We start from the raw sequence: 11,734 nt of genomic DNA on the forward strand, positions 1-11,734 counted from the left end.
GCGGCCACCCCACGCCCGAATCCGCAGCCCAGCCCCGAAACGGCCTGCCCGACCCCGAAACGATCAACCGGGAATCACGCCGGTGGATCCGAGCTGAGAGGCAGGAAGTCGAACGACTCGACCTTTGCGACAGGCCAGAGGTCGAAGCCGTCAGGCGCGTATATCTCCAGGACGGGCTGCATCACGATCACCCGGCGAAGTGTTCCGCATCCCCCGTCCGTATCGCCTCCCGATTACGCCGAGCCGAGCACCCTCATTGTCAGCAATCACGCAATTCGGCTCTGTCGCTGATTTCGTGAGGTCTGTGGGTTGGCGTCCTCCACGTTGTCGGGTCAGGGGCTGTCCTGCCCCATGATGCGCAGTGCGACCGCGATGTGGCTGTATCCAGGGATAGGCGACCCGACGGCCTTCTCGTAGCGCACAGCGTCGACGATCCCAAGTTTCTCGCCCGTGGCGAGGGTTCTGTTCGCCGTCCACAGGAGCAGCTGCAGCTGTTCGTTCTGGACGCCGAGGATCTGGGAGGAAGACTCCAGCGGCACGCCGTTGCGAGCCCGCCAGTCGGCTACCGCGGCCCAGAAACCGGTCACGGTGTCCCAGCAGATCGCGCTATGGGGTCCGAGCAGCGGGCGTATCTCGTCGAGGGACCGGAGCGTGTCGAGGCCGTGGGATACGAGGTTTTGGAGGTTCTCCAAGAACGCGACGACGAACTCGTACTCGGCCTCGTCTTCCAGCAGCTCCTCGATGGCCGCCAGAATCTCGGCGGTCGCGCTGTGGTCCCGCTGGGCTGCCCGAAAGGCGACCTGCCGGCAAACCTCCAGGTCGTCGGTGCTTTCCACCGATCCCGGCTTGACACCCGCGATGTCGAGGAGCCGCTGGGAACGCCCGACCGGCCGTCGGCGCCATGGGATTCGCATCGTATCCCTTTCCGTTTGCAGCAATGGCGATCATGGTCACCCGTGGTCGGCCAGCATGACACGGTGTTCCGAGCAGGCTGTTCACGAGGGTCGACGTCGGTGCAAGATGCGGTCGACCTGCATCACAAGATCTGCGACAGAGCCGCATTACGTAACCGTCCACACTCATCTCTGCCAAGGGAGCTGAGCACCTTCGGTTGTACCGTCCTGAGCAGATACGGGTGTACGCCGACAAGCAGGACCGGCAGAGCTCCGGTGCTTGGCTTTGTACCAGTGGCCGGGCATCGTGGACCGCGCCGTCGCCATCGTCACCAGCTACGACGAGGTCGGCGGCTGCACCCTCCGCCAGGCGTACTACCGGCTCGTCTCTGAGGGTCTGATCCCGCACACCGCGCCGACGTACAGGCGGCTGTCCGCACGACTTGCACAGGCCCGCCGAGAGGAGCGGTTCCCCGACCTCATCGACCGGCACGACGTGCTGCCCGCTAGCGGGTTTTCGAAGATACGATCGACCCGCTCGGCACATCCCCACCACCCATTACGCCCATCCCGGCAGGCCAGGAGACCAGATGCGCCGCATTACCAACGCCCATCGCTCCCGGGCTCATCCTCTGGCGTGGTGGTTCCCAGATGACGGGCGGGAGCTGCTGTTCACGACCGGCTGTGAAGGCGACGGTGAATTGCGCTGCTGGGATACCGTCTCCGGCCGCCGCGTCGTCGACTTCGAGGCGGACCCATGGCTCATCGTGCACAACGGCGCCCTCGCGTCCTTGCCAGATGGCCGGCTGATCCTGGCGACGTCCGACCCGGACGGACTGCACCGCTGGGACGCACAGACCGGACAGTCCCTGGGCCGGGTCGACAACACGACAACGATCTGGCAGGTCACCACAGCAACAACCGCGAACGGGCGGAAATTGTTCATCGGGGCGGGCATCGACGGCCACCTCCACCGCTGGGACGCAGCGACGGGCGAATCGGACGGACCGTCCTGGGAGTGCAACCGCGGCTACGTCATCACCCTCACGCCCCTCACCCTGCCGGACGGCACACCGCTGATGGCCACCGGCGGCGAGGACGACACCGTCCGCCGATGGCACGCCGAGACCGGCGAACCCGTCGGTGAGCCCCTGCCAGTCAGCCCCGATGCCCGCGTTTTCAACCTTGCCTCGTGCCGACTGCCGGACCGACGGGTACTTCTGGTGGCACACGACGACGAACAATCGATCCACCGGTGGGACGCAGCGACCGGCGAGCCGTTCGGTCCGCCGATACCCACTGGCAACCGGTATCCGCACACGACCGCCGTCGTTCCGGTCGCCGGCACACCCCGCGTGATCGTGGCATACGACGACGACACCGTCCGCCAGTGGAACGCACTGACCGGAGAGCAACTCGCGCTGCCTCACCCCGGATACCACGCCGCTGCGATACTCCGCCCCGACGGCACCGTCGTACTCGCTACCGGGTCCCGCGACGGTGCGCTGCGACTGGACCACATGAGTACTGCCTAGTGTCCTGCTTGGCCTGCACCAGGTCCTGAGGGAAGGTAGTGGGCTCCATACGCTCAACGTCGGCTTCGTCCGTCAGCCGCCATGCTGCGTGGCCGTCTTCGAGTAGTTGTCGTGCCAGGCGGCCTTGGCGCCCGAGTCGCCGATCCGGTAGACGTCCACCACAGCGCCGACGGCGACAGCGAGAGAGAGGATCACGACCGCGCCCCGAAGCAGTACCGGGGGTGACCATGCGGCACCCGACGTGCCGTCCGCGGCGGGTGCCGAGCGGCGGGCCGTCCACCAGACGACGGCCGAGATCGCAAAGAGGCCGAGAGCCCACGGCAGCAGGCCATCGCCGAGTTCGGCGTGCTTGCGCACCAGCGGGTCGCTGTCGACGTGCTCTTCCAGCCACTCTCCCGCGTGTGTGGCCAACGGCACGCTCGCCAACGTCACAAGCGCGAGAACAGGCAGCAGTAGGCCGAGCCGCCGAGCTCCGCCGGGCCAGGACATTGGGGACGGGCCCTCGGAGAACATTCGACCGGGAAGTACCGCCAGGGTGTGCAGTTTCCTGAACGTCTGTGGCCCGGTTCAGGCCCGGTGGCAGGGTGTCGGAGATGAAGCGCGGGTGGCCCCGGGCCGACTTCACCAGCGGTGCACAATCAATCGGACCCACTCGCCGCTATGGCGTCCGGCGGTTCGGCTCCGTGACGGCCTCCGCGGTCTTCGGCGGCCAGTGCCGGAGCACCGCCTTCGTGCCGTGCACGGCCGCGGCGATGCGGGCGCCCAGGAACGGGTCGCTGTTGCGCTGCCGGAATGCCGTGTCCAGTTCCAGGATTGCGGCGGCCAGCGCCTCGAGCTCACTCAGCCGGGTGAGGAGTTGGGCGCCGCTGCCCTCGCCTCGGGCGGCGGCGGTCACCAGGGCGCGCCATTGCAGGGCCTCCATCTGCCGCTCCAGATCCGGCTTGTCGATGAAATCTCCGTCGCTGACCGCGCGGCAGCGCAGGATCGCCTTGCATCCGAGCAGCACCTGGACCGCCAGCTCGCCCTCCGGGCCGTCCAGATCCCGCCGGACCACGTAGCTGTGGTGCATGCGGCGCAGCACCTCCGCCTTGGAGGTCATGCCGCGTGCCACCGGCTTTCCCCGGCTGGGCACAGCGTCGTTCCACAGCGGCGCGCCCTCAAAGGGCTCGCCGCGCGTCCGTACCTGACCCGGTGCAGATGCCGCCACCGCTCGTAGGACAGGTCCGGGTCGATCATCACCGGATCGGGGTCTGTACGGTGAGTGGTGTAACTCACGAGCTGGAAGCGACAGTTGATGACTGACGTGACGAGTGACATCGAGGCCGGGAAGGCCACCGTGGAACGCTGTGGATGACGGGCTGGTCGCCGAGCTGGTGGCCCGGGCTCAGGCCGGCGGGGTGAAACTCACCGGAGAGGGCGGCCTGCTGCAGCAGCTGACCAAGCGGGTACTGGAGTCCGCGCTGGAGGGCGAACTCCAGGCCTTCGACATCACCTTCGACGGACGACTCACCGCCGGACGCCGCTAAAGAAATCCGAACGAGTTCCACCGTTCGCTACACAGACCCCGGCAGCGATCACGGTCGTAGCGACCGACCAGGGCGGGCCGCGCGGGCGGCGGGCCGTTCAGAGTGGAGTCAGTGCCTGTTCCTGAGGCCGACATGACAGAGCTGCGGTTGTGATTGGTCGGTGAACGGCTCGTTGGATCTGGCCGCCTGGCTGCCTGGCTGCCTGGCTGCCTGGCCCGTGGGCGGGCGGACGGCGGCGAGTCGGCTTCCCACGATGGTGGGAAGCCAGCTCGCCGGGTGGTGCTTCAGTTGGTTGGGGCGTGGGCCGGTCGGTGGGAGCGCAGGATGAGGGCTGCCAGGGTGGAGGCCAGGAGCGTGAATGAGGCGGTGGTCAGGAATGCGGCGCGGGCGCCGGGGACGAACTGACCGGGGACGGCTCCGGCGGCGTAGACCGAGACGACGACGGCGAGTCCGATGGCTCCGCCCAGCTGCTGGACCGTCTGGAGCAGGCCGGAAGCCGATCCGGCGTGCTGCGGCTCGACCCCGCCCATCACCAGGGAGGCGGCCGGCATGAAGGTCAGTCCGGCCGAGATGCCGTTGATCAGCAGGGGGCCGAGGACTGCGGTGGCGTAGCTGCTGGTCGTGTCGATGTTGCTGAGCCAGATGTAGCTGGCGGTCAGGCCGAGGGTGCCGGTGATCAGCAGCGGCCTCTGTCCGAAGCGGGCCACCAGCTTGGGGGCGGTGCGTGCCATGGCGAAGATGCCCAGCGTCATCGGCAGGAACGCGGCTCCGGCAGCGATGGGGCCGAAGTGCAGTACCCGCTGGACGTACTGCACGACCAGGAAGAACGTTGCGATCTGGGAGCCGAAGACCAGGGTCGTCACGGCGAGAGCGCCCAGGCGGCGTCGGTCGCGCAGCAGGGCGGGCACCAGCATCGGGTGGGCGACCCGGCGTTCGGTCATGGCCAGGGCGGCCAGGAGGACGATGCCGACTGTGAGAGAGCCGATGGTCTGGGCGGAGGCCCAGCCGTGCTCGGGTGCGCCGATCAGTGCCCAGACGATTGCCACGGCTGCGCCGGTGGCGCTCAGTGCGCCGATGAGGTCGAAGCGGCCGGGGTTGCGCGGGGTTTCGGCGACGAACCGCGGGGCGAGGGCGAGCACGGCGATGCCGATGGGGACGTTGATGAACAGGGTCCAGCGCCAGGATCCGACTTCGGTGACCACACCGCCCAGGAGGAGGCCGAGGGTGCTGCCGCCGATACCGACGGCGGCGCAGAGGGCCAGGGCCCGGTTGCGTGCTGCGTCGTCGCGGGCGCTGGTGGTGACCAGGGCGAGCACGCCAGGTGCGGCGAGGGCTGCGCCGATGCCCTGCGCCGCGCGGGCGGCGATCAGCAGGGCGGCGCTCTGGGCGAAGCCGCCGAGCAGGGAGGAGGCGGTGAAGACGCTCAGGCCGATGAGGAAGACGCGGCGCCGGCCGTAGGTGTCCCCGAGCCGGCCGCCCGTCAGCATCAGGCCGCCGAAGGCGAGGGTGTAGGCGTTGACGATCCAGGACAGGGCGGACGGGCCCAGGCCGAGACCGGTGCCGATGCTGGGCAGGGCCACGTTGACGATGGTGCCGTCGAGGGTGAGCATCAGCTGCCCGACCAGCACGATCATGATGCCGAACGCCGCGCGGCGGCTGCTGCGCCGTGAGGTGGCAGGAGATTCGGCGGACGAAGCCGGCGGTATGGCGGCAGGGATGCGCTGCGTTGTGGACATGGCGGGATCCTGTTCTGGCCTTCAGGGGCCGACAGAGTGTGAGCGGTGTGCGGGGCGGCCTCGGGCCTGGCCCCGGAAGGGAGGGTGGGGTGGTGATCGCGGGCGTGTGCGGGCCGGCGGGAGGGGCCCGGTCGAAGCCGCGCCCGGGAAAGGGATGTCGGCGGGGGTGACGCGCGCCCGGTGGGCCCGGTCGCCGGGCGCGCGCGTCACGGCTTGGCTGCTCAGACCTGGGCCATGCCACCGTCGGCGAAGAGTTCGACGCCGGTGATGAAGCTGGAGGCGTCGCTGGAGAGGAAGGCCACGGCCTTGCCCATCTCGCGGGGGTCGGCGATCCGGCCGGTGGGGTTGCCTTCGCCCATCTTCTGGACCGCGGCCGGGACGGCGTCGGCGCCCTGCGCCATGCCGAGGGCGCGGCGCAGGGATTCGGTGTCCACGGCGCCAGGGCTGAGGACGTTCATGCGGATGCCGGTGCCCTTGATGTCCTGGATCCAGGACCGGATGAAGGCGCGTACCGCGGCCTTGGCGCCGCCGTACAGGCCCATGCCGGCCGGGGGCTGGATGGAGGCGGTGGAGCCGATGATGACGACGGTGCCGCCTGCCGGCAGCAGCGGGATCGCCGGCTGGACGGTGAACAGGACGCCCTTGGCGTTGACGTCGAAGGTCCGCTCGAACTGTTCCTCGGTGATCGCGCCGAGCGGGGCGTGGGCGCCGATGCCGGCGTTGGCCACGACCGCGTCGAGGCGTCCGTGACGGGCGATGACCTCCTGGTACATCGCCTCCATGTCGGCGAGCTTGGTGACGTCGGCGACGATGCCCGAGGCGTTCGGGCCGATGACGGCGACCGCCTCGTCCAGCGGCTTCTGCTCCAGGTCGGTGATGACCACGCGGGCGCCCTGGTCCACGAATTCCTGGGCGATCCCCAGGCCGACGCCGGACGCGCCGCCAGTGATGACGGCGACCTTGCCTTCGAGCGGGAGGCTCATGGTGTGCTCCTCTAAGTGATTCGCCCGCACCCTGCGGACGACGGCGGTATGTGCTCTACACTCGTAAGTGGAGGCGCCGCCGGTTCTTCGACTATAAGTGGAGGCGTCGCCACTTAGCAAGAGTGGAGGCGTCTCCACTTACTTCTGATGAGGAAGGGCCCTCCCGTGACTACAGACACCGGGCGACCGCTGCGGGCCGACGCGCGGCGCAACCGGGAGAAGATCCTCTCCGCGGCCGTGCGCGTCTTCGCCGAAGAAGGGCTGGAGGCGCACCTTGAGCGCATCGCCAAGGAAGCGGGCGTGGGCTCGGGCACTCTCTACCGGAACTTCCCCACTCGGGAGGCGCTGATCGAGGCCGCCTACCGCAACGAGCTGAGCCGGCTGTGCGAGGCCGCTTCCGAACTCCTGGCAGCCATGCCGCCACGCGAGGCGCTTCGCGCCTGGATGGGGCGCTTCATCGACTACGCCACCGCGAAACTGGGGATGGCCGAGGCCCTCCGCGCCGTCGTCGACTCCGGCGTCAACCCCTACGCCCACAGCCGCGAGCTGATCATGACCGCCCTCACCTCGCTCATGGACGCCGCGAGGGCCGCTGGGGCCATCCGGTCGGACGTCAGCCCGGCCGTCATGTTTGCCGCTCTGACCGGCGTCGCCCTCGCCTCGGGAAAGCCCGAGGAGCGCGAGCAGGCCGAACACCTCCTCGACCTCACCCTCGACGGACTCAGGTACGGCACGGCGGACTGATGCCACCCCGGAAGTGCCGACGGGCTCGCCTCCGTGCGAGCCCGCGGCCGGGCCGGCGCGCGCTGGCCGAAGCTCACCGAGGACGAGGCCGCGCTCGCCCAACGGCTCTACGACGAGCGGGAGGAAACCGTCCAGCAGACCGCTGACATGTTCGGCGTGCCCCCGGTCGACGGTCTACGACACTGGGCGAGGTGTCTCTCCGGCCGAGGGACCGATGACAACCGCCAGGGCAATACTGCAGCTTCCGAATAACGGCGCTTCGCCAGTGCCGTGCTGACACCGTCGACGGTTTGGTCGTCGGGTTCACGGGGCCCAGGCTCCGTCCGCAGCACCTGGCCCTCGTTGTCGGCGACGAGGACAGCCAGGTAAGGCTGTCGGCCCGCCTGGAACCAGTCCTCGCCGCACACATCGGTACCGCCCTGGCGGGCGCGGAGGTGATGGGCGAGCGGCGGACGGAAGGCGAGACATACACCCGGATCCAGACCGACCTCACGGTGGAAATGCTGGCGGAATCGAGCCGACACGGAACGCTCACGGTGGTGCGGATGCGGTGACCCCATCCCTCAGCCTGCTGCCACCGGGGCAAGGAAAAGCCCTTGCGGGCCATGGCTGTTCACCCGCGGGGCAAGGTTTCGCGCAGAACGTGCCGGCGCGCTGCGGAGATGCCGAGCCCGGCTTTCTTGGGGCGGCGTTCCAGGTGGGTGGGTGCGGGGGTGGTGCGGGCGGGCTTGGTGTCGGCGGTCAGGGTGCGGATGTGGTCGGTGAAGTCGGGGTCGGTGAGGGGGAGGTCGATTCCGTCGACGTAGCCGACGGCGGCGGGCATGGGGGTGGGCTCGGTTTTGAGGGCGCCGAGGATGCGCAGGGCGGTAGGCAGCAGGCTCGCGTCGGTCGTGGTCACTTGCTTGACGGATTCGCGCTGGAGGATGCCGGGCGATCGGGGTCCAGGGGCCTTCGCCGGCCAATGCAGTTGCTTTTGCTTGGCGAGCAACTGCTGCGACGTGTGCGGCTGTGCCCGTTCTAGGCTCAGCGCATGAAGATCAATGTGCGGTCAGCAGCTGAGGCGGACCTGCCAGCGTTGCTGACTCTCTACAGCGAGTTGAATCCGGATGATACGCCGTTGCCACAGGCGTCCGCAGATGCCATCTGGGCAGCCATATCAAGGCAGCAGGGACGGACGATCCTGGTGGCTGACGCTGGCGGCACCATGGCCGGAACAGCAGATTGCATCGTCATGCCGAACCTCACACGCAGTGGCCGGGCCATCCTGTTCGTGGAGAACGTCGTGGTGGCCAGCTTCTTCCAGCGGCGGGGTGTCGGCCGTCGTCTGATGAAGTCCGCCGTTCAACTGGGTGAGTCGGCTGGCTGCTACAAGGTCCAGCTGCTGGCGGCGGATGACGAGAATGTACACACCTTCTACGAAGCGTGCGGTTTCAAAGCCCTGGCAGAGGGCTTCCGCCGCTACATCCCTCAGGGGCGTCGCCGTTGAGACGATGCTTGCCCAGGCGGTGACATGGTCTGTGGCGTCTTGAGCGCGGGCCTCCCGGCGCTTCGGCTGCTCTTCTGCTTCTTAAGTCTGGTTGGGGACCCATCGGCCGGGCTCGACTATGCCCCGGCCTGCGCGGGTTTGGACCACGGGCCATCAGTTGGGTTTCTGATCGCGCGGGGGTAGTTCCGGTTGTGAACCTCCCCTCGTAGCGTGAAGACCGTGACTGCAGGGGAAGTTGGGAGTCATGGCGGAGAAGCGACGGAAGTTCGATCCGGAGTTCCGTGAGGGGGCTGTGCGGATCGTGACGGAGACCGGCAAGGCGATCGCCGAGGTCGCGAGGGACCTGGGGATCAACGAGACGACCCTGGCCAGCTGGGTGTCCCGGGCCCGCCGGGCCGGGACCGCGCCGGCCGGTGTCAGTGACGAGCTGGAGCGGTTGCGGCGGGAAAATGCCCAGCTCAAGCGGGACAACAAGGAGTTGGCCATGGAGCGTGATGTGCTCAAACGCTGCATGGTCCTGTGGGTGAAGTAGCCGTGGCGGACCCGTCCCAGGTGGTCGGGGTGATCAGCGACTTCAGGACCGTGCACAACATCCCGCACCGCGTCTCGTGTCGTGTCCTGGGTGTGAGCGAGTCGTGGTTCTACAAGCACCGCATCCGCAAGCCCACCGCGCGGCAGACGCGACACCTGCGGCTGGTGGAGGCGGTCAAGGAGGAGTTCACCAGTTCCGGCGGCACCTATGGTTCGCCGAAGATCTGGGTCGCGCTGGTCCGCAAGGGCTGGCGCATCTCGGTGAACACCATCGCGAGGATCATGGCCGAGCTCGGCCTGGCGGGCCGCAAGGTCCGAAAGCGGCGGGGACTGACCCGGCCTGGCAAGCGGCCGGCGAGTCCGGACTTCGTGCGTCGGGACTTCACCGCCGAGGCGCCCGACCTGGTCTGGTGCGGGGACATGACGGAGATCGACAGCGGCGAGGGAAAGCTGTATCTGGCCACGGTCATCGACCTGTTCTCCCGCCGCCTGCTCGGCTATGCGATGGGAGCTCGCCACGACGCCGACCTGGTCGTCGCCGCCCTGCACATGGCCGCGGCGACCCGCGGCGGGGACGTCTGCGGTGTGATCTTCCACAGCGATCGCGGCAGCGAGTACGGCTCACGGAAGTTCCGCCGGGCCTGCCGCAAACTGGGCGTCACCCAGTCCATGGGCCGGGTCGGGTCGTGCTTCGACAACGCCGTCAGTGAAGCGTTCAACAGCGTGCTCAAGGTCGAGTACGTCCACCGGCACACCTTCGCCACCCGCTCCGAGGCCCGGATCCGGATCGCGACCTGGATCACCGATTTCTACAACGCGCGCCGGCTACACAGCGTGTGCGACTGGATAAGCCCGATCGACTACGAACACGACTACTGGGCCGGCTTCACCGAGGAGCTGGCTGCACAGGATGGTCTCCACAAAACCAGGGGATTGACAGTCCGCCGACTGCAGCTTTCGCCGTTGTGCGCGTCGCACAGGTGCCCAGCGGGGAGGGAAGGGGAGCAGCCCGGGGCCCGGAACACCGTCTGCCCGGACGGAGTTGGGTTGCCGCCGTACTGCCGCCGTCACGCACGCGCGAGCGTGAGTAGACCGCACCGTCCGCCGTGGTTGCCGGGGAGCAGCAGCTGCCGCGCGGGTCCCGCTCGGGGCCCAGCGTCACCACCAGCGGTGCCCCGTACCCGAGCGCCATCCGGGCCAGGGCGACGGCCCCGGTGACGTTGTCGGTGATGGGCTGGGTCCGGATGAGGTTGGCGTAGCCGGTGACGTAGTCGACCAGGTCGAACGCGGTGTTCTCCGGGGTCCTTGCTTCGATGGCCATGACGGTCTCTCTGAGGATTCGGATAGGGGTGCGGCTATGGGTGTTCTCAGTGAATCTGGGCGTGTTTGCGTACGAAGAGCACTGCGGCCACTGCGGCGAGGAGGGCTCCGACCGCTGGGATCAGGACGGCCAGGTGGAGTGCGGAGGTGAAGGCGTCTGCGAAGGCGGCCGAGACGTTGTCGCGGATTCCGGCAGGGATGGCGGCGATCGGGGTACCGGAGGCTATGCCGTCGGTGATGTCCCGGGTGGCTTCGGACGGGACTCCGTGCTGGGTGAGCTGGTCCGGCAGTCGGCTGATCAGCCCGCTGGTGACGATGGTCCCGGTGACGCTGGCCCCGAGCGTGTTGCCGATCTGCCGGAAGAGGTTGACGGTGCCGCTGGCCATGCCTGCCTCGGCCGGGGGAACGCTGACGACCGCGGCGGCGGTGCTGGGCGGGAGGACCAGCGCCGCGCCCGCGCCGAAGACCGCGAGATGCAGGCCGATCAGTGCTGGGGAGGTGTGCGCGGTCTGGGTGAGCATCAGCAGGGTTCCGGTGGCTGCGATCAGGGAGCCGCCAGTGAGGGTGACTTTGAAGCCGAGTCTGCTGACGACCCGCCCTGCCACGGCGCTGACCAGCAGATAGGTGCCGGTCACCGGCAGGGTGAGCAGGCCGGTCTCCAGGATCGATTCGTGGCGGACACGCTGGAAGTACAGGACCTGGGCGATCGCCATGCCGACGAACGCGTACTGGGCGACCATGGCGACCAGATTGGCCGCTGTGAAGGAGGGGTTGCGGAACAGCCGCAGGTTGAGCATCGGAGTGCGGCTGCGGCTCTCGACGACCAGGAAGGCGGCGAGGACCAGGACGAACCCTGTGAAGGACCATAGGACCGCGGGGGTGCCGAAGCCAGCGTATCCGCCCTGGATGACGGCGTAGTTCAGCAGGGCGATGGCGATGACGGTCAGGGCGAGACCTGGCGGGTCCAGGTGCCGTCCGGG

15 protein-coding genes are annotated in these 11,734 nt (G+C 68.5%); 8 read left to right on the forward strand and 7 right to left on the reverse strand.

Going from position 1 to position 11,734, the window contains the following annotated elements:
* Nucleotides 1-332: 332 nt before the first annotated feature.
* The gene (locus tag AB0N06_RS35670) at nt 333-914 is read right to left on the reverse strand and encodes a hypothetical protein (protein ID WP_366138841.1); all 582 of its coding nucleotides are present in this window, start codon (nt 912-914) and stop codon (nt 333-335) included.
* Between the two features lie 569 nt (nt 915-1,483).
* Between AB0N06_RS35670 and AB0N06_RS35675 the strand changes: the two genes are divergently transcribed.
* Nucleotides 1,484-2,428, forward strand: coding sequence for a WD40 repeat domain-containing protein (locus AB0N06_RS35675; protein ID WP_366138842.1), 945 nt, complete (start codon nt 1,484-1,486; stop codon nt 2,426-2,428).
* A 72-nt stretch (nt 2,429-2,500) separates the two neighbouring features.
* On the opposite strand, the gene AB0N06_RS35680 is transcribed toward AB0N06_RS35675, so the two are convergent.
* A complete protein-coding gene (locus tag AB0N06_RS35680) occupies nt 2,501-2,845 on the reverse strand; it encodes a hypothetical protein (protein WP_366138843.1) in 345 nt (114 codons plus the stop codon).
* A 241-nt stretch (nt 2,846-3,086) separates the two neighbouring features.
* The gene (locus tag AB0N06_RS35685) at nt 3,087-3,527 is read right to left on the reverse strand and encodes a hypothetical protein (protein WP_366138844.1); all 441 of its coding nucleotides are present in this window, start codon (nt 3,525-3,527) and stop codon (nt 3,087-3,089) included.
* 247 nt (nt 3,528-3,774) lie between these two features.
* On the opposite strand from AB0N06_RS35685, the gene AB0N06_RS35690 reads away from it, so the two are divergent.
* A complete protein-coding gene (locus AB0N06_RS35690) occupies nt 3,775-3,954 on the forward strand; it encodes a hypothetical protein (protein WP_366138855.1) in 180 nt (59 codons plus the stop codon).
* A 284-nt stretch (nt 3,955-4,238) separates the two neighbouring features.
* On the opposite strand, the gene AB0N06_RS35695 is transcribed toward AB0N06_RS35690, so the two are convergent.
* Nucleotides 4,239-5,690, reverse strand: coding sequence for an MFS transporter (locus AB0N06_RS35695; RefSeq protein ID WP_366138845.1), 1,452 nt, complete (start codon nt 5,688-5,690; stop codon nt 4,239-4,241).
* Between the two features lie 221 nt (nt 5,691-5,911).
* Complete coding sequence (locus AB0N06_RS35700) at nt 5,912-6,673, reverse strand: SDR family oxidoreductase (RefSeq protein ID WP_366138846.1); 762 nt, start codon at nt 6,671-6,673, stop codon at nt 5,912-5,914.
* A gap of 165 nt (nt 6,674-6,838) precedes the next feature.
* Between AB0N06_RS35700 and AB0N06_RS35705 the strand changes: the two genes are divergently transcribed.
* Genes AB0N06_RS35705 through AB0N06_RS35715 form a run of 3 tightly spaced genes read left to right on the forward strand, consistent with a single transcriptional unit; the run spans nt 6,839 to nt 7,971 of the window.
* Nucleotides 6,839-7,417: a helix-turn-helix domain-containing protein gene (locus AB0N06_RS35705; protein ID WP_366138847.1), complete on the forward strand. Its 579-nt coding sequence runs from the start codon at nt 6,839-6,841 to the stop codon at nt 7,415-7,417.
* Nucleotides 7,418-7,450: 33 nt separating this feature from the next.
* On the forward strand, nt 7,451-7,669 hold the full coding sequence (locus AB0N06_RS35710) for a hypothetical protein (RefSeq protein WP_366138848.1): 219 nt from the start codon (nt 7,451-7,453) through the stop codon (nt 7,667-7,669).
* A 38-nt stretch (nt 7,670-7,707) separates the two neighbouring features.
* Nucleotides 7,708-7,971 carry a hypothetical protein gene (locus tag AB0N06_RS35715; RefSeq protein ID WP_366138849.1) on the forward strand — a complete coding sequence of 88 codons (264 nt, stop codon included), beginning with the start codon at nt 7,708-7,710 and terminating at the stop codon, nt 7,969-7,971.
* A gap of 59 nt (nt 7,972-8,030) precedes the next feature.
* Here the strand turns inward: AB0N06_RS35715 and AB0N06_RS35720 are convergent, their stop codons facing one another.
* Nucleotides 8,031-8,315 carry a hypothetical protein gene (locus AB0N06_RS35720; RefSeq protein WP_366138850.1) on the reverse strand — a complete coding sequence of 95 codons (285 nt, stop codon included), beginning with the start codon at nt 8,313-8,315 and terminating at the stop codon, nt 8,031-8,033.
* A gap of 132 nt (nt 8,316-8,447) precedes the next feature.
* Here AB0N06_RS35720 and AB0N06_RS35725 point away from each other — a divergent pair, with 132 nt between their 5' ends.
* From AB0N06_RS35725 to AB0N06_RS35735, 3 genes are all read left to right on the forward strand, one after another.
* On the forward strand, nt 8,448-8,903 hold the full coding sequence (locus AB0N06_RS35725; protein ID WP_366138851.1) for a GNAT family N-acetyltransferase: 456 nt from the start codon (nt 8,448-8,450) through the stop codon (nt 8,901-8,903).
* Between the two features lie 244 nt (nt 8,904-9,147).
* The gene (locus AB0N06_RS35730) at nt 9,148-9,435 is read left to right on the forward strand and encodes a transposase (RefSeq protein ID WP_366138852.1); all 288 of its coding nucleotides are present in this window, start codon (nt 9,148-9,150) and stop codon (nt 9,433-9,435) included.
* Nucleotides 9,423-10,652: an IS3 family transposase gene (locus AB0N06_RS35735; protein WP_366138853.1), complete on the forward strand. Its 1,230-nt coding sequence runs from the start codon at nt 9,423-9,425 to the stop codon at nt 10,650-10,652. Before AB0N06_RS35730 ends, AB0N06_RS35735 begins: the two co-directional genes overlap by 13 nt.
* Before the next feature lie 149 nt (nt 10,653-10,801).
* On the opposite strand, the gene AB0N06_RS35740 is transcribed toward AB0N06_RS35735, so the two are convergent.
* Nucleotides 10,802-11,734, reverse strand: a 933-nt coding sequence (locus AB0N06_RS35740) for an MFS transporter (protein WP_366138854.1), incomplete at its 5' end; no start/stop codon positions are given.

The sequence above is a fragment of the Streptomyces sp. NPDC051020 genome (assembly GCF_040683105.1).
Lineage (GTDB): Bacteria > Actinomycetota > Actinomycetes > Streptomycetales > Streptomycetaceae > Streptomyces.